The organism is Bartonella sp. HY406, from assembly GCF_025449315.1.
Classification (GTDB): Bacteria; Pseudomonadota; Alphaproteobacteria; order Rhizobiales; family Rhizobiaceae; genus HY038.
Genome location: NZ_CP104893.1, coordinates 191,087 through 216,050, shown reverse-complemented (window position 1 = coordinate 216,050; position 24,964 = coordinate 191,087). Strand labels below are relative to the sequence as shown.

Annotated in this window: 16 protein-coding genes and 1 tRNA gene; 16 read left to right on the top strand and 1 reads right to left on the bottom strand. The window is 42.0% G+C overall.

All coding sequences use genetic code 11. The features are described 5' to 3' along the window. Positions 1-132 precede the first annotated feature (132 nt). The 13 genes from N6B01_RS00800 (at position 133) to N6B01_RS00740 (ending at position 15,495) form a co-directional block, all read left to right on the top strand. On the top strand, positions 133-1,206 hold the full coding sequence (locus N6B01_RS00800) for an ABC transporter ATP-binding protein (protein ID WP_262079465.1): 1,074 nt from the start codon (positions 133-135) through the stop codon (positions 1,204-1,206). Beyond that, positions 1,203-2,093 carry an ABC transporter permease gene (locus N6B01_RS00795; protein WP_262079464.1) on the top strand — a complete coding sequence of 297 codons (891 nt, stop codon included), beginning with the start codon at positions 1,203-1,205 and terminating at the stop codon, positions 2,091-2,093. Before N6B01_RS00800 ends, N6B01_RS00795 begins: the two co-directional genes overlap by 4 nt. Next, on the top strand, positions 2,090-2,878 hold the full coding sequence (locus tag N6B01_RS00790) for an ABC transporter permease (protein WP_262079463.1): 789 nt from the start codon (positions 2,090-2,092) through the stop codon (positions 2,876-2,878). Before N6B01_RS00795 ends, N6B01_RS00790 begins: the two co-directional genes overlap by 4 nt. A gap of 29 nt (positions 2,879-2,907) precedes the next feature. Beyond that, a complete protein-coding gene (locus tag N6B01_RS00785; protein ID WP_262079461.1) occupies positions 2,908-3,957 on the top strand; it encodes an extracellular solute-binding protein in 1,050 nt (349 codons plus the stop codon). Between the two features lie 94 nt (positions 3,958-4,051). Then, a complete protein-coding gene (locus N6B01_RS00780; RefSeq protein ID WP_262079460.1) occupies positions 4,052-5,680 on the top strand; it encodes a GMC family oxidoreductase in 1,629 nt (542 codons plus the stop codon). 121 nt (positions 5,681-5,801) lie between these two features. Beyond that, positions 5,802-7,868 (top strand): oxidoreductase, encoded by a 2,067-nt coding sequence (locus tag N6B01_RS00775; RefSeq protein ID WP_262079459.1) that lies wholly within the window; start codon positions 5,802-5,804, stop codon positions 7,866-7,868. A 126-nt stretch (positions 7,869-7,994) separates the two neighbouring features. Further along, complete coding sequence (locus N6B01_RS00770; protein WP_262079458.1) at positions 7,995-9,626, top strand: amidohydrolase; 1,632 nt, start codon at positions 7,995-7,997, stop codon at positions 9,624-9,626. Positions 9,627-9,801: 175 nt separating this feature from the next. Next, positions 9,802-10,551 carry an electron transfer flavoprotein subunit beta/FixA family protein gene (locus N6B01_RS00765; protein ID WP_262079457.1) on the top strand — a complete coding sequence of 250 codons (750 nt, stop codon included), beginning with the start codon at positions 9,802-9,804 and terminating at the stop codon, positions 10,549-10,551. A 14-nt stretch (positions 10,552-10,565) separates the two neighbouring features. Beyond that, on the top strand, positions 10,566-11,495 hold the full coding sequence (locus N6B01_RS00760) for an electron transfer flavoprotein subunit alpha/FixB family protein (protein ID WP_262079456.1): 930 nt from the start codon (positions 10,566-10,568) through the stop codon (positions 11,493-11,495). Between the two features lie 34 nt (positions 11,496-11,529). Continuing rightward, positions 11,530-13,026, top strand: coding sequence for an aldehyde dehydrogenase (locus N6B01_RS00755; protein ID WP_262079455.1), 1,497 nt, complete (start codon positions 11,530-11,532; stop codon positions 13,024-13,026). A 142-nt stretch (positions 13,027-13,168) separates the two neighbouring features. Next, a complete protein-coding gene (locus N6B01_RS00750; RefSeq protein ID WP_262079454.1) occupies positions 13,169-14,827 on the top strand; it encodes an electron transfer flavoprotein-ubiquinone oxidoreductase in 1,659 nt (552 codons plus the stop codon). A 127-nt stretch (positions 14,828-14,954) separates the two neighbouring features. After that, positions 14,955-15,028: transfer RNA gene (locus N6B01_RS00745), tRNA-Gly, on the top strand. 125 nt (positions 15,029-15,153) lie between these two features. Further along, positions 15,154-15,495: a hypothetical protein gene (locus tag N6B01_RS00740; protein ID WP_262079453.1), complete on the top strand. Its 342-nt coding sequence runs from the start codon at positions 15,154-15,156 to the stop codon at positions 15,493-15,495. Positions 15,496-15,563: 68 nt separating this feature from the next. On the opposite strand, the gene N6B01_RS00735 is transcribed toward N6B01_RS00740, so the two are convergent. Beyond that, positions 15,564-16,721 carry an SGNH/GDSL hydrolase family protein gene (locus N6B01_RS00735; protein ID WP_262079452.1) on the bottom strand — a complete coding sequence of 386 codons (1,158 nt, stop codon included), beginning with the start codon at positions 16,719-16,721 and terminating at the stop codon, positions 15,564-15,566. Positions 16,722-17,117: 396 nt separating this feature from the next. Here N6B01_RS00735 and pdxY point away from each other — a divergent pair, with 396 nt between their 5' ends. The 3 genes from pdxY to N6B01_RS00720 all read left to right on the top strand — a co-directional run bounded on the left by pdxY (position 17,118) and on the right by N6B01_RS00720 (position 24,866). After that, a complete protein-coding gene (gene pdxY / locus N6B01_RS00730) occupies positions 17,118-17,978 on the top strand; it encodes a pyridoxal kinase (RefSeq protein ID WP_262079450.1) in 861 nt (286 codons plus the stop codon). Between the two features lie 94 nt (positions 17,979-18,072). After that, positions 18,073-18,735 (top strand): carbonic anhydrase, encoded by a 663-nt coding sequence (locus N6B01_RS00725; RefSeq protein ID WP_262079448.1) that lies wholly within the window; start codon positions 18,073-18,075, stop codon positions 18,733-18,735. A gap of 1,352 nt (positions 18,736-20,087) precedes the next feature. Continuing rightward, a complete protein-coding gene (locus N6B01_RS00720; protein WP_262080691.1) occupies positions 20,088-24,866 on the top strand; it encodes an NAD-glutamate dehydrogenase in 4,779 nt (1,592 codons plus the stop codon). Positions 24,867-24,964 lie beyond the last annotated feature (98 nt).

Sequence of the window (24,964 nt, the reverse complement as noted above, 5' to 3'; positions counted from 1 at the left end):
CCCATTGCTTCTATTTAATATTTCTCTTGTCTTGTGAAAGGCCAGAGCCTGTCCATCATGATGTGAAACGAAGTTTGCCTAAATGCACTTCTTTCACACGATAGAATATTTCACCTATGTGGGGAATAGCTAATGAGCAATGGAAAAGCTATCGAAATTAAAAATGTTTCGAAGATTTATGGAAAATATCATGCGTTAACGCCGGTTAATTTCCATATTAATGATAATGAATTTTTTACGCTGCTTGGTCCATCAGGTTGCGGCAAAACAACTTTATTGCGGATGATTGCTGGATTTGAGCAGCCAACCCAAGGCAGTATTTTATTACGCGGTCAAGATATTGCTAATCAGCCTCCCCATAAGAGGCGGGTTAATACGGTTTTCCAAAATTATGCACTTTTTCCGCATATGACCCTTTATGATAATATTGCCTATAGTTTGCAAAATCTAAAATGGGAGCAAAAGAAGGCCGCGACCCGTGTTGAAGAAATGCTAAATCTTGTCCATATGGGCGATTATGCCGCGCGTTATCCCGCAGAATTATCTGGCGGTCAACGTCAAAGAATAGCCTTGGCACGCGCTTTAGCACCAGAGCCTGAAGTGCTGTTATTGGATGAGCCTTTATCTGCGCTTGATCTTAAATTGCGCCAAGCCATGCGCAACGAACTTCGGCAATTACAACGCAAGACTGGTATTACATTTATTTTTGTTACCCATGATCAAGAAGAAGCGCTTGATATGTCTGATCGCATTTGCGTTCTTGGCAATGGTCGTATTCAGCAAATCGGCGCCCCAAGTGAAATTTATGAGTTTCCTGAAAATAAATTTGTAGCTGATTTTATTGGTGCTACCAATTTTTTTGATGTTACTATTTCGTCGGTAAAAGACGATAAGGCTGAAATTAAGCTACCTTTTTGTGCGCCTATTTTTGTCAATCAGCAAAATTTAAGCCAAGGCTCAAAAACCAGTGCATCCCTGCGGCCTGAAAAAATCAATTTTATCCTCAATGAGGGGGATATTACTGTTGATGGCACAATAATTGACGTTAACTATTTGGGTGCATATACCCAATATTCAATTAGTGTTGGCGATAGCATTTTGTGTGTTTCTAAACGCAATAATGTCAGCGGTGATCCTCTTTTTCAAATTGGCTCAACGACGCGTATCGGCTTTAGTCCTAACTCGGTTAGGATATTACGCTCATGATCAAGAAACCTATCAATAAATCCTATTTTGGCTTAGCCCCTGCCTATCTTGTGATGATAGTAACGCTGATTATTCCAATTGCTATTGTGGTCGTGGTGTCATTTTCAACGCGCGGCCCCTATGGTGGTTTTGATTATATTTTTACCACAGAAGCGTATCGTTCCTTGCTGTTTAATATAGGCTGGACAGATGAATTAGAGTTTAATCCGCAATATCTTATCATTGTAGGGCGCACAATCCTACTATCCATGGCAACAACGCTTATTTGTTTGCTGCTAGCTTTTCCGGCGGCTTATTTCATTGCGTTGCAAAATGCCAAACGTAAAATGTTGCTCATATGGTTGGTAACCCTACCCTTTTGGGTTTCGATGATTATTCGGGTTTATGCTTGGACAATTCTTTTGGGCAATGGCGGCTTTATCCAAAAAGCCTTTTATATGCTTGGTCTTATTGACGAAAATGGCACGCTTTTATTCAATGATGGCGCAATGCTAGTGGGCATGGTTTATTCTTACATTCCACTCATGATCTTGCCGATTTTCACCAGTGTTGAAAAGCTTGATCGCTCGTTAATTGAAGCCTCGCATGATCTTTATGGCAGCAGGTTAATCTGCCTTCGCAAAATTATTCTGCCGCTATGCAGACCGGGCATTGTTGCTGGCTCTATCCTCGTTTTTGTTCCAAGCCTTGGCGCAGTATTAGAACCAATGATCCTTGGCGGCGGTAAGAATATGACTATGGGTAGTCTTATTCAATTACAATTTGGCGCAGGGCGCAACTGGCCACTTGGCTCGGCATTTGCCATTGTGTTGATGGTGAGCGTTGTCATCGTTCTGATTATTCAGGGCATGCGCTCGATAAACCACGAGAAAAGGGCACTGTCATGAAAAATACAGATGTTCGCCGTTATCCGGGCTTTGGCGTTTTTACCTTAATCTTTTTTCTATATCTTTATTTGCCAATCGCTGTGGTGGTGTTTTTCTCATTTAATAAAAGCCGTATTGCCAGCAATTGGGGTGGGTTCTCATTGGATTGGTATGCATCGGCTTTACAAAATACCAATCTACTAAAAGCGGTTAAAACCTCATTAGAGGTTGCCTTTTGTGCAACATTGTTTTCAACTATTATTGCGCTAATGGCAGCTTTAGTTCTTTCACGCGGTCAGCAAATGCGGTTTCGCAGAATATCGGAAACCATCGTCAATTTACCCTTGCTCTTGCCTGAAATTGTCGTCGCCGTAGCAGTACTCATTTTGTTTTCTGAACTTGGCATTGTGAATGGCAAACTTAAATTAATTATCGCCCATACCACCTTTTGTATCCCCTTTGCCTTTTTGCCGATAAGGGCGCGCATGCAAGGCATGGATAAAGAGCTAAGTGAAGCATCAAATGATCTATATGCCAATTCATGGACAACCTTTCGCCGTGTGACGCTGCCTTTAATATTACCGGGTGTTTTTGCCGGTGCAATGCTGGCCTTTGTTATCTCACTTGATGATTTCATCACCAGTAATCTATTAAATTCTGGCGGTGGCACAACTTTACCGATTTATATTTATTCGCTGATTAAACAAGGTGTTACACCTGAACTTAATGCCATATCCACTTTGATTATGATCATATCGGTGATTATTGCCAGTTTTTCTTTCATCCTGCAACGCAAGAGTAAATAGACGCATAAAGCCACAAAAAGGGGAACAATATGAAACATAGACAGTTTAAGCAATTTACCGCATCATTGATACTAGCGGGAATCAGCGTTTTTTCTTTGAGTGAAGCCGTCTTTGCCCAATCAAAGAATTTAAATCTTTTTGTTTGGGCAGATTCCGTTTCGCCAGAACTCATCAAAAAATTTGAAAAGGAAACTGGAATTAAAGTCTCAGTTGATGGCTTCACATCTAATGAAGATGTTTTAACCAAATTGCAGGCGGGTTCATCAGGTTATGATTTGATCACCCCATCACAGCATTTTGTAAAAATTATGATTGATAGCAATCTGCTTGAAAATGTTGACATGAAATCACTGCCGGCATTTCAGCAAGTGGATAAAAAATGGTTTAATCAGTGGTGGGATCCAACCAATGAATATTCCTTTCCATTTTCCTATGGAACGGCTGGCTTTACGGTAAACCGCGATCAATATAGAGGGCCAATTGACAGTTGGAAGGTTTATTTTGAACCAAGCGCAGATTTGCGCGGCAGAATTGCAAGCCTTGCCCAACCTGACGAAGTTATTTCAGCCGCACAAAATTATCTTGGTATTCCCTATTGCAGTGAAAACCCCGCTGAAATGAAAAAAATTCTCGATCTTTTAAAGGCACAGAAAGATTATGTCGCTGTTTATTCCAGTGATAATATTGAAAACCGCATTGGTGGTGGTGAGGTTGCCATGCATTTTTGGTGGGATGGCAATTCAATGCGCGTTCGCCGAAATGACAAGGTCAATATTGAATATGCCATGCCCAAAGAAGGTCTTGTTGGTTGGATGGATTCTTTCGTTATACCTAAAAATGCCCCCCATAAAGACAATGCCATCAAATTTATAGAATTTATGGCAACGCAAGAAAATGCCACCATCCAAACTAATTATTATGGCCATTCATCACCGCTCAAAATTGATGAAAGCAAAGCTGTCAATAATAAGGATGTTGCACCAGAACTATTTCCAACGGTTGAAATCAAAATGCAACAAGCCTGCTCACCTGCTGCACAAGACTTGGTTACCAAGGTTTGGACGCAATTATTGCAGTAATTCATGAATGTGAAAGCGCATTTTTTTAAATTAAAATATGCGCTTTTGTTTCAATCAAATGTCCAATTACGTTAATAATTGGCGGAGATTATAAATGAATGGCAACGCATTTGATTATATCATCATAGGTGCAGGCGCAGCGGGCTGCGTTGTTGCTAACCGTTTGAGCGCTGATCCTAAATATCAGGTTTTACTGCTTGAAATGGGGCAAGAGCAAAAGAGCTGGAGAACCACAATTCCTGCTGGCATCCTTGCCATGTATGGCCGAGAACAATTTGATTATCGCTTTGCCTCCACCCCGCAAAAGCACCTTAATAATCGCCGCATACCCATGAATCGTGGTAAAGGGCTTGGCGGTTCAACCATCATCAACTCGATGATTTATATTAGGGGTTGCGCTGCTGATTACGATCATTGGGCACGCCATGATTGCCTTGGCTGGTCTTATGAAGATGTTTTGCCTATATTTAAGGATCTTGAACATAATTTACTTCACCAAGACCCAAAATATCATGGCTTTGATGGCGAGCTTTTAGTGGATAATCCGCGCGATGCCAATCTGCTATCCCATATTTTTGTCAAAGCTGGCAATGCATTGAATTTGCCAACCAATCTAGATTTTAATGGCAATAGTTTTGATGGCGTAGGTATTTATAATGTAACCCAAAAAAACGGTCAACGTTTTAGTGCTTATGATGCCTATGTAAAACCGTGCTTAGAGCGCAAAAACCTTACCATCTGGACAGGATGCAATGTTAAAAAATTAGAAATTCTCAATAAGAAAGTAACAAGTGTTGTTATCAAAAAAAATAATATTGAAACCAGCATTGAAGTGCGGCGCGAAGCTATATTGACTGCAGGTTCCATTGCCTCGCCAGCAATTTTGCTTGCATCGGGCATTGGCCCAGCAAATGAGCTTACCCAGCAAGGTATAGAAGTTAAAGCCGATATTCAAGGCGTTGGCAAAAACTTACAAGACCATATTGACGCCATGATAACTGTGCGCTCGAAAAGCCCTAAAACTTTAGGCCTATCGATGCAAAATTTACCCAAAATGCTTGCTGCACCTTTGCAATATTTTATGCAGCGAAAAGGAATGCTAACCACCAACTATGTTGAAGCTGGTGGCTTTGCCAAAACCCGTTATGCAAGTGATCTTGGCGATTTTACTGATCTTGCTGATATTCAATTTCATTTTGTCCCAGGCTACCGCAGCCATCGCGGTCGCCTTATGGAATATGGTCATGGTTATGCAATCCATACTTGTGTGCTGCGTCCCCAAAGCCGCGGCGAAATAACAATAAGGCGCGATAATACCGAGCTAAAAATTGATATTAACCCCAATTTCTTGAGTGCAAAGCAAGATGCAGCCATTTTGGTTGATGGCATAAAAATCGCTCGTTCAATCTTGGCAAATAGTGCTTTTGCGCCTTTTACCGGCAGTGAGATGCTTCCTGGAAAAAATGTTCAAAGTGATGACGAATTGCTTGCCTATTTACGCGCAAAAGCCCTTACCGTTTATCATCCTGTTGGCACCTGCAAAATGGGAACCGATCGCTCGTCAGTCGTTGATCCTTTAAGCCTTAAAATTCATGGCATGGACAATCTTAGAGTTGCAGACGCATCGATCATGCCATTTTTAATCAGCGGCAATACAAGTGCGCCAACCATGATGATAGCGGAGAAAGCATCACGTTTTATATGTAAGGATCGAACAATATAAGCTGCCAATTTTATAGGGATTTTGTCCAAATTCAATGAAAAAATCAGCAAGATCTCTAAGGACTAAGAATAGAAAACTTTAACAAAAATACCGTTTTAAATACGGAAGAAGGAGGGGATCGATGCGTGACCCACGTTATGACATTTTGTTTGAACCAATGAAAATTGGCCCAGTTACGGCTAAAAACCGCTTTTACCAAGTACCCCATTGTAATGGTGGTGGCTATCGTGATCCAACGGCTGCTGCAACCATGCGCCGGATGAAATCAGAAGGCGGTTGGGGCGTTATTTTTACTGAACAAACAGAAATGCATCACACATCGGAAATCACCCCTTTTATTGAACTTCGCCTTTGGGATGACGCAGATATTCCAGCACTCGCCCGTATGGCTGACGCTATGCATGAGCATGGCGCATTAGCTGGCATACAATTAGCTTATTCTGGCATAAATGGCCCTAATCTTTATACCAAGGAAGTACCACGCGGCCCAAGCGCCTTGCCGATCCGCACATTCACTAATGATCCGGTGCAAGCGCGCGCCATGGATAAGCAAGATATTAAGGATTTACGTCGCTGGCATAAAAATGCCTTTTTGCGTGCCAAGCAAGCAGGCTTTGATCTTGTTTGCCTTTATGGTGCCCATGGTTTTGGTATTATCCAACATTTCCTATCGAAGGCCACCAACCAACGCACAGATGAATATGGCGGCAGTCTTGAAAATCGATCGCGCCTCATGCGTGAACTCATCGAGGAAGGACGTGATGCCATTGGTGATACTTGCGGCCTTACTTTGCGTATTTCATTAGACGAAATGATTAGCGATCTTGGCTTTTCCAATGCTGAAGTACGTGACATGATTGAAATGAATGGCGATATTCCAGATTTGTGGGATCTTGCCCATGGCGCATGGGAAGATTGCTCTGGCCCATCACGCTTTAAAGAAGAAGCCGCCCAAGAAGATTTGGTGAGTGGTATTCGCAATCTAACCAAAAAGCCTGTGGTTGGTGTTGGTCGCTTTACTTCCCCTGATGTTATGGTGCGCATGATTAAGTCTGGCGTATTGGATTTTATTGGTTGTGCGCGCCCATCAATTGCTGATCCGTTTTTGCCAAAAAAAATCGAGGAAGGGCGGATAGAGGATATTCGCGAATGTATTGGCTGCAATATTTGCGTAACCGGCGACATGACCATGTCAATTTCACGCTGCACACAAAACCCCACCTTTATGGAAGAATGGCGTAAGGGGTGGCACCCTGAGCGTATGCAGGCAAAAGGCACAACCGAAAGCGTGTTGATAGTTGGCGCAGGCCCCGCCGGCATGGAGGCAGCAAGAGCCCTTGGGCTTCGTGGTTACACAGTCGTGCTTGCCGAAGCTGGAACTGAACTTGGTGGCCGCGTTGCTAAAGAATGTCGTTTACCGGGGCTTTCCGCTTGGGGGCGTGTGCGCGATTACCGCGAATATCAAATTAGCCAAATGCCTAATGTTGAAGTTTACTTTGATAGTAAGCTTACCGCAGATGATGTTTTAGAATTTGGCTTTGATAATGTTGCCATTGCAACAGGTTCGACTTGGCGGCGTGATGGTGTCGCACGCGCCCATGTGGTGCCAATGCCGATTGACGCGGCAATGCCAATTTATACGCCTGATGATTTAATGGCAGGAGCGGAGCTTTCCGGCCATGTGGTTATTTTTGATGATGACCATTATTATATGGGCGGCGTTATGGCAGAGCTTTTAATCAAACAAGGTTGCCAAGTAACACTGGTTACCCCATCCGCCTATGTTTCTGATTGGACACGCAACACGCTAGAACAAGCCACCATTCATCGTCGTTTGGTCGATATGGGCGTTGAAATCATTTTAAATCGCTCAATCTCCCAAATTCAAAATGGTGGGGTGGTTAGCGAATGTGTGTATTCAGGCAAGCAATCTGCCCTTCCAGCTGATAAGGTGCTTTTAGTAACATCACGCTTACAAAATGATGGGCTTTGGCAATCATTAAAAGCCATGCCCGATCAATGGAATGATCATGGCATCCAAACAATTAAAGTGTTTGGCGATGCCGAAGCACCAGGCCCGATTGCATGGGCAACCTATGCAGGACACCGCTTTGCACGTGAACTTGACGAGCCAGATATTGGTGATGCTTTACCCTTTAGACGCGAGGTAACCGCATTAGCAAGTTAAAGGCAAACCAATTGCTATTCAATTTTGCCGCGTGCAGCTAATCCTTTTAATTATTGCACGCGGCGCAATTCACTATCGTGCTTTTAAACTTCAACTAAAAAAGTGGATATATAAATGGCGACTCAAATGCTTTTTAAAAATGGTGTCATTTTAACCATGGAGAAAACTTGCAACAAGTTTGAACCGGTTTTGGCTGAAGCGGTTTTGGTCGAGGCAGGACTTATAGTAAAAGTTGGTGACCTTAGCGACCTTGCAAGCATGATCAAAAGTGATGCAGAGATCATAGATTTGCAAGGCAAAACCCTAATGCCGGGCTTTATTGATGCCCATTTGCACTTTATTTGGGGATCGCAATATCTTGATATGATTGGGCTACGCGAGGCAAAAAGCTTTGCTGAAGTTGAAGAAAAACTGGCAAAATATGCCAAGGATAATCCCCATCGCCAATGGATCACCGGCTTGGAGTTCAGCTATGGCTATGATGACATGGTGGGCAAAGAGTTTCATCGCTCAATGCTTGATAAAATTGTCAATGATCGGCCGGTTTTCTTTTATTCTGGCATGGCCCATGCGGCTTGGGCAAACAGCAAGGCCCTTCAACTTGCCGGCATTGATAAAGACACTAAAGATCCAGAGAACGGAAGAATTGTCCGTGATAAAGACGGCAACGCGACAGGTTGGTTGATTGAACAAGCCGCAAAAATCGTTGAAGCTAAAATACCAAAAGCCAGTGATGATGACACATTAGCAATGCTAAAAACTGCTATTATTGAAGCAAATAAACTAGGTATTACACGGGTACAAAGCGCCGGATTTGATGATGAAATGTTGCCGCATTTAGAAAAATTGCGAAACAATCACGAATTGACCTTGCGCTTTACTCTAGCAACCCTATGCAATCCGCCAGTATTGGATAAAGAAACACTTAATCTTGCATTAGAAAGGCATAAGCGGTTTAAGGATAATTTTCTTGATGCAAGAGTAATGAAATTTTTCATTGATGGCGTCTTAGAATCCCACACCGCTTATATGCCGGATGGCTATAATGATAAAATAAATGAACATGGTGATTTATTATGGGATAGCATGGCATATCAATCCGCCATTCATCAAGCACAAGCAGCAGGTTTGCAAATTTGGTCGCATGCAATAGGGCGAGGAGCGATAAGTTTTGCCCTTGATGGCTATGAAAGCGACATTGAACAATCACGCCAACAACGGCCAAGGGTTGAGCATGTAGAAATTCCAGCGGCGCAAGACTTAAGTCGCTTCAAGCACATAAACGCCATTGCATCCATGCAACCAGCAATGATCTACCCCAAAGATCAATGGGTAGGCATGGTTGGCGTTTGGGAAACACGCGCCGGCACCGATAATTTACCCCTCGCTTTTCCTATAAAATCGCTGCTTGACCATGACGCTGCTGTTGCCTTTGGTACGGATTGGCCAATTGTTGATCTTAATCCTTTTATTGGTATTCGAAATGCAGTGCTAAGACAAAGCCGTGATGGCGAACCTGCAAATGGTTGGGTTCCAGACCAGCGCATTAGCGTAATGGACGCTATAAATGCCTATACATTAGGGGCTGCCTATGCAGGACACCGCGAAAAATATGAAGGGTCAATTTGTGAAGGTAAATTAGCTGATCTTATCATTATTTCGCATAATCCACTAGAAATTCCGCCTGATGATTTAGCTGATATAGAAGTGTTAGCTACCTATGTTGGCGGACGTTTAGTCTATCAAAAGCAAAAATAAGCAATATTAAAAATTCAATGGCACTGCATGCAGCTTGCTGTCTTAAGATTAATATTTTTCCTATGCATTAGTTTGATTTTTTTTAGCATGAAAGCACTTTATCATTATGCAAGCAGTGATATGCTTTTGATAAAATCGAAAGTCTAAAATAATAAATATAAGTTGAGGGAATAAAATGAAAATATTAGTGGGTGTAAAGCGGGTTATTGACTATAATGTCAAACCACGCGTTAAAAGTGATGGTAGTGGCGTAGATCTTGCCAATGTCAAAATGTCGATCAATCCTTTTGATGAAGTGGCAATTGAAGAAGCCGTACGGTTAAAGGAAGCTGGTAAAGCCGATGAGATTACTGCGGTGTCTATTGGGCCGCAAGCCGCACAAGAAACCTTGCGCACAGCCCTTGCCATGGGAGCGGACAAGGCCATTCATATAAAAAGTGATGAGCGTTTAGAGCCACTCAATATTGCTAAGCTTTTAAAAGCCATCATTGAACAAGAAAAGCCTGATCTTGTTTTACTTGGCAAGCAAGCAATTGATGATGATTGCAACCAGACGGCGCAAATGCTAGCAGCGCTGCTAAATTGGGGACAGGCTACCTTTGCATCAAAACTTGATGTATTTGCCGACAAGATTGAAGTAACGCGCGAAGTTGATAGCGGCTTAGAGATTATTGAAGCACAGCTTCCTGCGATTGTCAGCGTGGATTTGCGTTTAAATGAACCACGATTTGCATCTCTTCCCAATATTATGAAAGCTAAGAAAAAACCTATTGAAGAAAAGCAAGCGAGCGATTTTGGCATAGAGCTGAATCCGCGATTGAAAATCCTTAATGTTGAAGAGCCAGCAAAGCGCAAAGCTGGAATTAAAGTTGCAACAATAAGTGAACTTGTAGCCAAGATTAAAACCAAAAATGCAGCGCTTTAAGGGAGGATAGCAAAATGACAATTCTTTTATTGGCCGAACATGACAATCAAAACCTATCGTTGCAAACCGCAAATGCGCTAAGTGCCGCCCAAGCCATAGGTGGTGATATCGACATTTTAATCTGCGGGAACAATGTTCAAACAGTAGCAGAGCAAGCAGCACAATTGCTAGGTATTCGCAAAGTTATTTTGAGTGAAGCAGATTATCTTGACCATCAAATGGCAGAGCCGGTTGCCGCCACCATTCTTTCTTTAGCAGATCACTATGATATATTCATGGCTGCGGCAACGACAACGGGCAAAAATATTATACCACGGATTGCAGCAAAGCTTGACGTTATGCAAATATCGGACATCATCGCCGTTGTGTCGCCAGACACTTTTAAACGACCAATTTACGCAGGCAATGCGGTTGAAACCGTCCAATCAACCGATAGTAAAAAAGTCATCACCGTGCGCACATCTGCATTTACTGCCGCTATAAATGGTGGCTCTGCCCCGATAGAACATGTAGCACCTGCAAATGATCCTTGCCTTACTAAGCACCTAAAAAATGAAGGCTCAAAAAGTGATAGACCCGAGCTTAACTCGGCTAAAGTGGTTATATCAGGGGGACGTGGACTTGGTTCAAAAGAAGCCTTTCAATCACTGCTTTTACCCCTTGCCGACAAGTTTAACGCAGCCCTTGGGGCAAGCCGTGCGGCGGTTGATGCGGGTTACGCCCCCAATGATTGGCAGGTAGGACAAACGGGTAAAATAGTTGCGCCAGATCTTTATATTGCCGTTGGTATTTCTGGTGCTATTCAACATCTTGCCGGCATGGGAGATTCAAAAATTATTGTTGCCATTAACAAGGATGAAGACGCACCAATCATGCAGATTGCCGATTATGCCTTGGTTGGCGATCTTTTTGACCTTATTCCAGAACTAACAAAATCGCTCTAATCATAGCAAGTACAATAATAAAGGGAGAACAATTATGGGCGATAGAACCTATCAACAATGGCAAAATGACGCAAAGAAGCTAACATTTCGCAAAGATATTTTCATCGATGGTCAATTTGTGGCAGCCAAAAACGGCGAACGTTTTGATTGTATCAATCCAGCTACTGGTGAAAAAATTGCAGAAATTGCCGCGGGCGGCGCTAGCGATATAGATCGTGCGGTTAAATCAGCACGGCGCTCATTTGAAAGCGGTATTTGGTCCAAGGCGGCACCAGAAAAGCGTAAAGAGGTACTTTTACGCCTTGCCGACCTCATCCGCAAAAATAGTGTTGAATTGGCTTTGCTTGATTGCCTTGATATGGGTAAGCGCGTTGTTGATGCCTACATGGGTGATGTACCAGGATCTGCAGCTATTTTTCAATGGTATGGTGAAGCTATCGACAAGATTTATGATGAAATAGCACCAACTGAAGCGGGTGATCTCGCCATGATGCGCCGTGTGCCGCTTGGCGTTATTGGTGCTGTTGTACCATGGAATTTTCCGCTTGATATGGCAACATGGAAATGTGCGCCGGCCTTAGCGGCGGGTAATTCTATTGTGTTAAAACCTGCCGAACAATCAAGCCTATCAGCCTTGCGGCTAGCCGAACTTGCCATTGAAGCGGGTTTACCTGAAGGTGTATTAAATGTAGTGCCAGGATTGGGCGCTATTGCAGGACAAGCTCTTGGTTTACATGAGGATGTTGATTGTTTAACCTTTACGGGATCAACCGCTACGGGCAAACGCTTCATGCAATATTCTGGTCAATCCAATATGAAGCAAGTATGGCTCGAAACGGGTGGCAAAAGTCCAAACCTTATTTTTGCCGATTGTAAAAACCTTGATAAGGCTGCCGAAATGGCGGCTTTTGGAATATTTTTCAATCAAGGCGAAATCTGCTCAGCAAATTCAAGACTTTTGGTTGAAAAAAGCATTCATGATGATTTTGTGGCACGGCTTGTTGCTTTATCAAAAACAATGCAACCGGGAGATCCACTAGATCCTGCTTCTGGCATGGGAGCTATGGTTGATGAGCGGCAAACCAATACAGTAATGGATTATATAGCCAAGGGTAAAAACGAGGCGCGATTGGTGAGCGGGGGAAATCGCATTTTGATAAATGACAAGGGTTGCTACATCACCCCAACTATTTTTGATCAAGTTAAGCCTGACAGCGTCATCGCCAAGGAAGAAATATTTGGGCCAGTCCTCTCAATCATTGCCTTTGAAAATGAAGACGAAGCCGTTGCCATTGCCAATGACAGTATTTACGGATTAGCAGCTTCAGTTTGGACGGATGATTTTTCAAGAGCACACCGCGTTTCAGCCAATTTGAAGGCTGGCACAGTTTCCGTCAATACTGTTGATGCATTAAGCGCAAAAACTCCCTTTGGCGGTTTTGGCCAATCTGGTTTTGGTCGAGATTTATCGCTCCATGCTCTTGATAAGTTCACCGGTCTCAAAACCATTTGGATGAAATATCAATGCTAAGCTGCTTTCTCAAAAACTAAGGTTAAACCTATTTCGCTACAATGAGCCGTTTTGGTTAACTCCCTATCGGCTCTCCCTTAGCTGCGCCCAATAAAATGCGCTAATATCCAACGCGCATCTTTGAAATAAGGACAGATAGACAATGACAAATGCGCTTCCAGACCGTGAGAGCATGGAATTTGATGTGGTAATTGTTGGCGCAGGACCTGCAGGGCTTGCCGCAGCAATCCGCTTAAAACAATTAAATGCCGATTTATCGGTTGTTGTCTTGGAAAAAGGCGCTGAAGTCGGCGCACATATTCTTTCAGGTGCAGTTGTGGACCCGATTGGCATTGACACTTTGTTACCTGACTGGCGCAATGACACAAGTCATCCGTTCAAAACACCGGTTACCGACGATCATTTTTATGAGTTAACTGAAAAAAGTTACAAAAAATTACCTGCTTTTATCATACCAAAAATGCTTTCTAATCATGGGAATTATATCGTATCGCTGGGCAATGTTTGCCGATGGCTAAGTGTACAAGCCGAAGCCTTGGGTGTTGATATTTATCCAGGCTTTGCCGCAACTGAGGTTCTTTATAATACTGACGGCGCTGTGATTGGTGTTGCTACTGGTGATATGGGAGTTGAAAAAGACGGTAGCCTTAGCGCCAATTATATGCGCGGTATGGAGCTGCTTGGCAAATACACCCTTATTGCTGAAGGCGCTCGTGGTTCATTGGCCAAACAGATTATACATAGGTTCAAACTTGACAAGGATTGCGACCCGCAAAAATATGGTCTTGGCATAAAGGAATTATGGGAAATTGATCCATCCCAACATCGGCCGGGGCTTGTACAACACGCATCTGGTTGGCCATTGGACAATCAAACCGGTGGCGGCGCATTTTTATATCACCTAGAAAATAATCAAGTAAGTGTTGGTTATGTGGTACATTTAAATTATAAAAATCCGTATTTATCACCCTTTGATGAGTTTCAACGTTTTAAAACTCATAGTCTTATTGCCCCAACTTTTAAAAACGCCAAGCGCATAGCCTATGGTGCGCGAGCAATAACCGAAGGCGGATGGCAATCGGTTCCAAAGCTAAGTTTTCCAGGTGGCGCATTGCTCGGCTGTTCCGCCGGCTTTGTTAATGTGCCGCGTATCAAAGGCTCACACAATGCCGTATTGTCGGGAATTTATGCTGCCAATTTCATAGCAAAGGCAATTCAAGATAAGCGCGCCCATGATGAAGTAACGGACATCGAGACCACTTGGCGCGATAGTAATATTGGTAAAGATTTATATAAGGTGCGCAATGTTAAACCGCTTTGGTCAAAATATGGAACAAAGATTGGTGTTAAATTAGGCGGTTTTGATATGTGGTGCCAAAGCTTATTGGGCTTTTCATTTTTTGGCACTTTAAGCCATGGCAAAGCCGATTATCAATGTTTGGAATCTGCGCAAAAACACCAACCAATATCTTATCCAAAACCAGATAATGTTTTAACTTTCGATCGACTTAGCTCGGTTTTTTTATCCAATACCAATCATGAAGAAAATGAACCTTGCCATTTAAAAGTACAATCATTAGACACACAGAAAACATCAGAATTGCAGATCTTTTCTGGGCCATCAATGCGCTATTGCCCTGCGGGTGTTTATGAATGGATTGAGAAAGATGGCATTGAAAACTACATTATTAATGCGCAGAACTGCCTTCATTGCAAAACATGTGATATTAAAGACCCCAATCAAAATATTAATTGGACATGCCCACAAGGGGGAGAAGGGCCAGTTTATCCCCATATGTAAAAATTCTCAGTCCATGCAATTATTTAAATTTTGATGCGAAAAGAGAAATCGCTTGATTGTCAGGGGTTAAAAAAAATGATAGAGAGTTTTTTCAATGACCGCAACTGGAAATAGTTGCTAGCGCGATGCGGGTGTAGCTCAATGGTAGAGCAGCAGCTTCCCAAGCTGAATACGAGGGTTCGATTCCCTTCACCCGCTCCAATGAGTTAATTATTACTCCGTTATATGAAATATAATCTTTACTTATTTTCTAAGAAAATTTAACGTTTATGAAGTTTAACGAGCATGAATTAAGAGCAAAATTGATTGCAAGTAATCTAATATTCATGGCTAATCATCATGATAGCAATGAAGTTGTCTATGTGATTATGAATTTTTTAAAACAGCATCATGATATTTATTGCGTCTATTTATTGGATACAATACCAGACCAAGGCTGTGAACATTATCGTCTTTGGGTTAACCAAAATATTGATGTATCTATTGAATATAATCTAGATGAAAAAACAATTGATGATTATAGTGCAAAAACACTTAATAAATATGATATTGACCACATCAAAGGTTCAAGGCAAAAAGATTTAATCAAATTGGTACAAGAACTAGCAAATATTGAGTGTGCCAAAAACAATAATGCTCATCTTACCAATGAAAAAACTAACCTGTAGATAAAATATAGCAAATAGCAGTCTTTCACTTTCATACTAAGCAGAGGCTGCAATTTATAAAAGTTAACCTAAGGCGTTACAAAATAATCTGCTCGCCCTTTTTGGTCACTTTGTTCCATAGCTCGGCCAATCGGCATATGATTATTACCACTTGGATTTTTTCCAATTAATTCTGATCCATCTTGTGGCAAGTCAGTTAAACTCATCGGCGGAATACGGGTAATTTTCTTTTGGGGGGCGACCACTTTAATCGCCGGAGCCTGAGCACTCGCTGGTTGTTTTACTGGAGAAATCTCTTCATTTTCAAGCACATTATCGGTTTTAATAGGACTTGGTTGATTGCCAAAAATCGCTTCAATTGGCGCTTTCACATAAAAAGCTAACTTTTGCCGGCCAGCAGGTGTAAAGCTGATACCATCATTTGTACGCAAGCGTGCCGTTTGCCCATTCATATCATAACCAGATAAGGCAAAAGCGCCCTTATCATCAACAAAGCCACTCCACAAATCGATAAATTGCCCATTTGTATTACCAATAGCCGCATTATAATATGCATTGAACCGCCCTGAACTTTTATGTAATTGCGGTTTACCGAAACTTGGCAGACTAACCCAAAGCCATGGCTTTTGTGTTGCTTCCAAATCTTTTACAATAGCTGCAACGCGCTCTTGATAAATTTTATCCCAATCTTGGCTACCAAACTCCATCGTTTGCCGATTGATTTTAAGAGATTGACGATCATTAGCACCAATAACAAAAATAATGATATCAGCCCCTTCCTCGTTAACAATCTTAGCTATATTCTCATGCCAATTATAATGATCTTCGCGCACCAAGCCCGATGAACCATCGGTACGTTTTATAATCCGATAGTTAGCATTATCTGCATAAATCTCATTAAGCCCCTCACTCATTGCACTTGCGACAAAGTCACCCAGAAATAAAATCTTCTTAGCATCAGTCAATTTTTCAATCTGGGGCGTAACAATTATCGGCGTAGCGACTGGCTTTGGTTTAGGTTGAGACCTATTAACTGGTTTGCGGCGAGTTGGGGGATTGTTATTTCTAGGCATAGCTTTAGGTGCAGCTTGCCTTGGACCAAAAAGCAAATCAAATAAGGTTTTTCGTTCTTGTGCATGGGCTGCTGAAATGGTGCTTATCAAGGCAAATGCCGGAACAAACCACAAGGCGACAAAAAAAATCCAAAATTTACTTTTATTCGTCATTTTCAAAAGCCTTTATCAAATGCACATCCCATAGACTAAAAATCCGTCTCATTATAACCAAACATCGTGTACTTTGGCTAACGATTTATAATTATTGTGCGCAAAGAATGACAGATTTAACTATAAGAATTAAAAATCAATTTGATTAGACAAATCATATTTCAAAAGGCTAAAATACTATTTTAGACCTTATCGTATCGCTGCTTATGATTAAAAATAGACAATTTTAAAAATATTCTAGAAAAATAGCTGTTATCTCATCGCATATTCTGGCACTACTAATATGATAAAAAATTTGCCACCTAATACTCTTAAATTAAGCGATGAAATATTTAAGCATGAAAATCGCATAAAGATATTGGGATGCGAATTAACTTGATTAAGGAGTGCACAAATATGGAAACAATTGATCAGGGCAAAACCATTTTGCTCATTTCGAGCCATGTCATTCGTGGTACGGTTGGTGTGCGCTCTTCCGGTTTTGCCCTTGAAACATTAGGGCATCATGTTTGGACTTTGTTGACTGTTACTATGACCTGGCAACCAAGACACGGGGTTGCGCATCGCTTAAATATCCCGATTGAAGATTTTTCTGCTTTTGCAGATGATATTGAAGCATCGCTTCATTCAACTGAAATTGATGCGGTCATGACGGGTTATTTTGCTTCTGCCAAGCAAGTAGAAATTGCTGCCCAGCTCATAAAAAAGCTAAAGCAAAAGCGACCAGACCTAACTTATTTATGCGACCCTGTCATGGCTGATGAGGGTGGCCTTTATGTGCGCGAGGATATAGCTACAGCCATTAAAGATCATTTAGTACCGCTCTGTAATATTCTTAAGCCTAATCGTTCTGAACTTGAATGGATGGTGGGACGAAAACTTGATAGCAATGAAGATATTATTGAAGCCGCACGCTCAACCCAATGCGATATGGTATTGATAACATCGGCTGCAGCCCTGCTTAAAAACGCAACAGGCAATTTATTAGTCCATGACAGTGAAATTTGGCTTGCCGAACACCGCATAGTGAAAGACCCTGTTAATGGATTGGGCGATCTGACGTCGGCGTTATTCTTAAGTCATTACCTTACAGGAATGAGTGCCAAGGCAGCCCTACAATTTACCACTGCATCGGTTTTTGATTGCCTTTGTGCAACGTTACAAAAACAATCGAATGAATTGGTGCTTGAACAAAGCTATCCATTATTTATGCGCCCTCACTCCCATATCACCATGCGCGCTTTATCTACCAAATAAAAATGCTGGAACCATAATAGGGGCGTTAACGTTAAAAAGATGTTTGCGATTTGGTACAGAAAATCGCACAAGTTTAATAGAAATAGAGGCAGAAATGAACGAGTTTCCAGAACATTTGCTAAATGGCTATAAAAATTTTGTACAAACACGCTTTAGCAGTGAGCGAAACCGTTATAGGGAATTGGCGGTTGAAGGGCAAAAGCCTGAAGTTATGATGATTGCTTGTTGCGATTCCCGCGCGGCACCGGAAATAATTTTTGATACGGATCCAGGCGAAGTATTTGTCATGCGCAATATTGCAAACCAAGTACCACCATTCCAGCCTGATGGTGAATATCACGCGACCTCGGCCGCCCTTGAATTTGCAGTACAATCACTCGAAGTAAAGCACATTGTCGTCATGGGGCATGGCCGTTGTGGTGGAATAAGAGCTGCCCTTGATATGGAGAGTAAACCATTATCGTCGGACGATTTTATTGGCCGGTGGATGGGGTTGTTAAAGCCGTCTGCTGAGGCGGTTAGTGGTGATAAGTCAATGTCACCAGCTGAGCGGCAAACCGCATTGGAGCGCATTTCACTGCGTTATTCACTTGCCAATCTTTCCACATTTCCTTGGATTGCAAAGCGCCAAAAAGCAGGGCTGTTGCAACTACATGCTGCCTGGTTTGATATTTTATATGGTGAATTGTGGGTACTTGATAAAGAAAGTGGCCATTTTACTAAGATAGAAACTGATGACGTGCTTTTAAGTGCCTAAAGTTTTAAAAATACAAATTTGTAATTGTTGAAAATGGCGGTTTAATGCTGCCTTTTTCATTTCAATTTAGGCTTATAATTAGAATAAATATTATTTTGAATAAGATCTTAGGTAAAGTCATCAATAGCAATCTGCATACATTGATAACTCTTTATGTCTTTATTAAATGCTTATTAGACTAATTAAGAAAGAAAGCGATAAAAAAGGGTTCCAAATTTTTGGTATCAAATTACTTTAAAACCAATATATCTCCGACGAGCGAATATAAAATTCACCCATCGGAGACGGTACCCCAGCCATAATATCATATCACTATAGTTGTATTATCACCCCCGAAATATACAAATAATCGGCAAATGGGCTTACGCAACCCTTCCGCTATAAGTGATTGCAATGATATCAGCTAAATCTTATAAGAAACTATTAAGATAGCTTTGTCTATCACTGAAATTGGGTATTTCAAAATAATTTGCGACTAAATAGAAAAAAATTCCAAAATTTCAATTAAAATTATATGATTATTTAATTAATAACATAACAAATTACTTATATAATGAAATATTGGCATTTTCTACTTAAACATTCGAACCAATTCGCTTTTGGCATTGAGTTTTATAAAATTGTGATTCATCCTCTACTAAAGTAAAAACAATGAATATTTTATTCCTAGGCTCAGGACCTAGACATGCAGTGCAAAAGGTAAACAATTTTCAACATGAAATTAAACTATTTCAACATTGAATTTCATTGTGCTGCTTGCCAAGGCCCTAAAAATGCCTTGCATATTATATTAAGAAAATAAAAGGCCATCCAAGCCACAAATTGCATAAATTTATATTAGTTAATAATACTCAATGCTAAAGCTATGAGATGGATTTAATTTCAATTCCCAATAGACTATTTTAAGTTTCTAAAGATCAACTGAATTTATGGGGATGTTTTTGGCAATAAAGCATGTAGTTTTCCAAGACAGAAAAATAAATAGCAAAAGAGGCGATCATTTTTTGACAAATTAAACAAATTGATTATTTTTTAGGCAAAATCACCTAATATATCACCTGTCATTTTTTCGTGATTTTTTAACAAATAAAAGCAAATTTTTAAAAGCCACCACGATAAAGCCCCAATCATAAGCCCTAAATCAAGATCTTTGCGACATTCCATTATAATTTACTGCAAAAAAATATTGGCGAAAAATTAATCAGATTGCCTTATATGTATGCAATCACTATAGTCATTTACAGAATCTAATTTATGGCTGATGAAGACTGCCATATTTCAAGTTAGATGATGCGAATAAACAGGATCATTGGGAGATTGAATTGATCATGACATCGGGTGCAGCACCATTAATGCACAAAGAAATCAAGCTATCAGATGACAATAAGGCTAATGCGGCTTTTGAAGCTTTGTTGTTTGAACATGTTCCAGAGGAAGATATTACAGCCTATGCATCAGGAGAGCTAGCCAATGCGGCGATCATTGCCCAAAAGGCGCTTCTTGCCCATGAAAATGGCGCTTCGCTTATTCGCATAGACAATGATGCGTGTAATCGTTCTGGTGAGCCAGTTAGCATTATCACCCTTGTTAATGATAACAAGCCCTTTTTGCTTGATTCTGTCATGGCTGAAATCAGCGAAAACACCCCATCAATCTATCTTGTTTCACATCCTGTTATTGATGTTGCGCAAAATGATGATCAATCTTTAAGCGTTAGCCGTGAAACAGCGAGCGGCCCTGCCCCAAGAGGCAAGCAACGCAAGAGCTTGATGCAAATCCATGTGCCATTATTGCTACCAGAACAAAGCGACACGTTAAAGCAAGGCTTAAGCGATGTTTTAGAGCAGGTTGCAGCTGCGGTGCGCGATTGGCAACCAATGCTTGACACACTTGACGATGTTGCCCGCCATTACCGCGCCCACCACCCACGCGGTCGCAGTGGTGATGCCGAGCGTGTTGCTGATTTTTTAAATTGGCTAAAAAATGATAATTTTACCCTGCTTGGCATGCGCGAATATCGCCTTGATAGCGATAAAACCAAGAAGACCAATAAAAATGAAGCTAATCTAGGTGAAGCAAGTACCGAACTTGGCATTTTGACCGATGCGTCCATTCGTGTTCTGCGTGAACATGCAATGGAAGAAATCACCCGTGAGGCCTTGTCCTTTATGGAAAGCCCTGACTTGATGATTGTAACCAAAGCGCGTATCCGTTCGCGCGTTCATCGCCGTGTTTGGCTTGATTACATTGGCGTGAAATTATTCAATGAACAAGGCGATATTGCCGGCGAATTACGCCTTGTTGGACTTTTCACCGCACCTGCTTATACAAGCTCTGTTTTGCGTATTCCTTATTTGAAGCCCAAAGCTGAGGCGGTTATCAACCGTCTTGGTTTTAATATGGAAGACCATTCTGGCCGCAGTCTCATCAATGTTTTGGAAGGCTATCCGCGCGATGAAATGTTCCGTATTGATGTTGATACACTAACAAATAATGTTGAACAAATCCTTGAGCTTGGAGAGCGTCCGCGCGTCCGCGTTCTTGCCGACCCCGATCCATTTGGCCATTTTGTGTCAGTGCTTGTTTTTGTGCCGCGCGACCGCTATGACAGCAAGGCGCGCGAAAAATTGGGCCAATATCTCATCAAGGTTTTTGATGGCGACTTTTTTGAATTTTATCCGCTATTTTTAAATAATGGTCTAACTCGCGTCCATTATATCATTCACCGTAAGGGTGGATCTGTTCCTGAATTTTCACAAGCCAAAATTGAAGAAGATGTTGGTGGACTTATCCGCAATTGGGAAGATCGTGTGCAACTTGCTGCTAGCAAAAAGCGCATTAATATGGATACTGTTCGCCTTGCGATGGATTTGCCACAAAGCTATCGCAACAGCTTTAGTGCTGATAGCGCCTTGCTTGACGCGGCTGAAATTCACAAGCTTTCAAAAAACAATCCGCTTGAGGTTAATTTCTATCATCACATAGAAGAAGAGCCGCAATTTGTCTCACTAAAATTATTCCATCTTGGCGATGCGCTCGAACTATCACTGCGCGTACCCTTGCTGGAAAATATGGGCTTCCGCGTCATTGCCGAACAAACCTTGGAATTGCATAATGGTGCTGGCGAAACCGTATTCCTTCACGATATGGAGCTTGAAAACGCCCATAAGACCAAGGTTGATCTTACAAAAATTGGCAAAAAACTAGCTGAAGCTTTTGAAGCCATTTGGGCAGAAGATGCTGATGATGATGCGTTTAATGGCTTAATTCAATCAGCTGGACTTGATTGGCGCGAAATAGTTATCATGCGTGCTTATGGACGGTATTTACAGCAAGCTGGTATTCCTTATTCGCAGGATAACCTTGCACGCGCACTCAATAACTTCCCCAATATTACCCGCGATCTTTATAGCCTTTTCCGCCTGCGCTTTGATCCTACTTGCCCTCATCATGGTAGTGAGGCAAAAGAAGCTGAAGTGCGCGATCGTATTGAGCTCGAATTGCAAGATGTGCCAACCCTTGATGATGATCGTATCTTGCGTTCATTCCGCACTTTAATAACCGCAAGCTTGCGCACCAATGCCTATAAACGCGAAGCTGATGGTAGCGAACGCAAAACCCTTGCCTTTAAGCTTGATCCGCATTTGATTGATATTTTACCTGATCCGCGTCCATATCGCGAAATTTTTGTTTATGGCCCAGCGGTTGAAGGTGTGCATTTGCGCTTTGGCCCTGTAGCGCGTGGTGGTTTACGTTGGTCCGATCGCCGGCAAGACTACCGCACCGAGGTTCTTGGTCTTGTCAAAGCCCAGCAAGTAAAAAATGCGGTGATTGTTCCAGTTGGCTCAAAGGGTGGTTTTTATCCCCATCACTTACCAATAACCAATGACCGTGCTGCCATTGGTGAAGCTGCTCGCCAAGCCTATATCATCTATATTACCGCAATGCTTTCCATAACCGATAATATTATTGATGGCAAAGTCGTTGCGGCAAAAGATATTATCCGCCATGATGGTGATGATCCATATTTTGTTGTTGCCGCTGATAAGGGTACAGCAACATTTTCAGATACAGCTAATGCCATTAGTGAAGCCAATGATTTCTGGCTTGATGATGCCTTTGCCTCAGGCGGTTCTGCTGGCTATGACCATAAAGCCATGGGCATTACCGCAAAAGGTGCATGGGAAGCTGTAAAACGCCACTTCCGTGAATTTGATCACGATATTCAAACCCAAGAATTTAGTGCAGTTGGTGTTGGTGATATGTCGGGTGACGTATTTGGCAATGGCATGTTGCTATCAACCAAAACGCGCCTTGTTGCGGCTTTCGACCACCGCGATATTTTTATTGACCCAAATCCTGATACCGACGCAAGCTTTGCTGAGCGTGAGCGGTTGTTTAACCTACCACGTACAAGCTGGCAGGATTATGATAAGCAAAAAATCTCAAATGGCGGCGGTGTTTACTCTCGCTCGCTAAAAACTATTACCTTATCCCCCGAGGCTGCTAAGGCTATTGGCTTTAACAAAACGAGCGGCACGCCATTTGAAATCATCAATGCTATTTTGCAAGCACCTGTTGATCTTTTATGGTTTGGCGGTATCGGTACTTATATTCGTGGATCAGGTGAAAATGATGCGCAAGTTGGCGATCATGCCAATGATGCTATCCGTATCACCGGCTCGCAAATACGAGCAAAAGTAGTTGGTGAAGGTGCTAATCTTGGCATGACCCAGCGCGGCCGCATTGAATATTCAATGAAAGGTGGCCGTTGCAATACCGATGCAATTGATAATTCTGCCGGCGTTAATTGTTCTGACGTTGAAGTGAATATCAAAATCGCATTAGCAAGCGCCATGCGTCAAGGTAAACTAAGCCGTCCGGATCGCAATATTTTGCTAAAAAGCATGACCGATGACGTGTCAAACCTTGTTTTGCGCAATAATTATCTGCAACCGCTAACCCTTTCCCTGGCGGAAAAACGCGCAGTGGTTGATTTGCCTTATCAAATCCGCTTCATGCATGATTTGGAACGGGTAAAACTGCTTGATCGCCGTGTTGAAGTCCTACCAGATAATGAAGCCTTAGCTGATCGCCAAGCAAAGAGAATTGGCTTAACCCGTCCCGAATTGTCGGTTATCATGGCTTATGCCAAAATTACTTTGCAAGCGGAAATTGCAACCAATCCACTTTCAGAAGATCCATATTTTGAAACTGCATTGTTTAACTATTTCCCACCCGCAATGCGCGAAAAATATGCCGAAGAAATCAGCAACCACCAATTACGCCGCGATATTATTGCAACATTGCTTGCCAATGATGTAGTAAACCGTGGTGGACCGACTTTCGTCAATCGCTTACAAGACAAAACTGGTCATTCAGCCGAATCGGTTATTCGCGCCTTTGTTTTGGTGCGTGATAGTTTTGACTTGAATTCTCTTTATGCTGAAATTGATGCGCTTGACAATAAAATACCTGGTCTTGTGCAAAATAGCTTCTACGCAGCTATTTCGCGCATGATGTTTGCAGTGACCAGCTGGTTGTTACAAAATGTTAAATTGGATAAGCCATTAAATGAGCATATCCAGTCAATGACAGAAGCCCGCATGGCTATTGAGCCGCAATTGGAAACGCTAATTCCTGATTATATGCGTGAACAAATGGCACAAGTGGCAGCAGAGTTTGAGGCACAAGGCGCACCAAGCGCTCTTGCTAAACGCCTTGCAATGCTAGAAACAGCATCGGTTGTACCCGATATTGCTTTGGTAGCCTATCAAACAGATTCTGACCTTATTGTTGCCGCCCAAACCTATTTCAAACTTGCTGAAATATTCCGCATCAACCGCATTGAAAATGCCAGTCGCACCATACCCGTGGTTGACTATTATGATGGCATGGCGTTGGCACAAGCCAATGATACCATTATTGATGCGCTGCGCCGCATGGTGATGAAAGCCTTGCGTGACTTTAAAGACGCTGAAAATCCGGCCCAAAGCTGGCTTGAAGCCGAAGGCAGCCACATTGAAGCTATCATTAATCGGATGAATACACTGATTGAGGGCGATCTTAATATTTCCCGCTTTAGTGTTGCAGCCGGCATGATGGCAGACTTGGTACGTAAGGGTAGTTAACGCCCAATCCTATACGCATAAAATATCTTAGGCATAAAACGCCGCCAACTTTTCAAGTTGGCGGCGTTTTTTTACTCAAAACTATGCCAAAAATACGC

What these genes read in the sequence shown, in the direction of transcription:
- N6B01_RS00800 (WP_262079465.1), top strand. Translation starts at nt 133, where the DNA reads ATGAGCAATGGAAAAGCTATCGAAATTAAAAATGTTTCGAAGATTTAT.
- N6B01_RS00795 (WP_262079464.1), top strand. Translation starts at nt 1,203, where the DNA reads ATGATCAAGAAACCTATCAATAAATCCTATTTTGGCTTAGCCCCTGCC.
- N6B01_RS00790 (WP_262079463.1), top strand. Translation starts at nt 2,090, where the DNA reads ATGAAAAATACAGATGTTCGCCGTTATCCGGGCTTTGGCGTTTTTACC.
- N6B01_RS00785 (WP_262079461.1), top strand. Translation starts at nt 2,908, where the DNA reads ATGAAACATAGACAGTTTAAGCAATTTACCGCATCATTGATACTAGCG.
- N6B01_RS00780 (WP_262079460.1), top strand. Translation starts at nt 4,052, where the DNA reads ATGAATGGCAACGCATTTGATTATATCATCATAGGTGCAGGCGCAGCG.
- N6B01_RS00775 (WP_262079459.1), top strand. Translation starts at nt 5,802, where the DNA reads ATGCGTGACCCACGTTATGACATTTTGTTTGAACCAATGAAAATTGGC.
- N6B01_RS00770 (WP_262079458.1), top strand. Translation starts at nt 7,995, where the DNA reads ATGCTTTTTAAAAATGGTGTCATTTTAACCATGGAGAAAACTTGCAAC.
- N6B01_RS00765 (WP_262079457.1), top strand. Translation starts at nt 9,802, where the DNA reads ATGAAAATATTAGTGGGTGTAAAGCGGGTTATTGACTATAATGTCAAA.
- N6B01_RS00760 (WP_262079456.1), top strand. Translation starts at nt 10,566, where the DNA reads ATGACAATTCTTTTATTGGCCGAACATGACAATCAAAACCTATCGTTG.
- N6B01_RS00755 (WP_262079455.1), top strand. Translation starts at nt 11,530, where the DNA reads ATGGGCGATAGAACCTATCAACAATGGCAAAATGACGCAAAGAAGCTA.
- N6B01_RS00750 (WP_262079454.1), top strand. Translation starts at nt 13,169, where the DNA reads ATGACAAATGCGCTTCCAGACCGTGAGAGCATGGAATTTGATGTGGTA.
- N6B01_RS00740 (WP_262079453.1), top strand. Translation starts at nt 15,154, where the DNA reads ATGGCTAATCATCATGATAGCAATGAAGTTGTCTATGTGATTATGAAT.
- N6B01_RS00735 (WP_262079452.1), bottom strand. Translation starts at nt 16,721, where the DNA reads ATGACGAATAAAAGTAAATTTTGGATTTTTTTTGTCGCCTTGTGGTTT.
- pdxY (WP_262079450.1), top strand. Translation starts at nt 17,118, where the DNA reads ATGGAAACAATTGATCAGGGCAAAACCATTTTGCTCATTTCGAGCCAT.
- N6B01_RS00725 (WP_262079448.1), top strand. Translation starts at nt 18,073, where the DNA reads ATGAACGAGTTTCCAGAACATTTGCTAAATGGCTATAAAAATTTTGTA.
- N6B01_RS00720 (WP_262080691.1), top strand. Translation starts at nt 20,088, where the DNA reads ATGCACAAAGAAATCAAGCTATCAGATGACAATAAGGCTAATGCGGCT.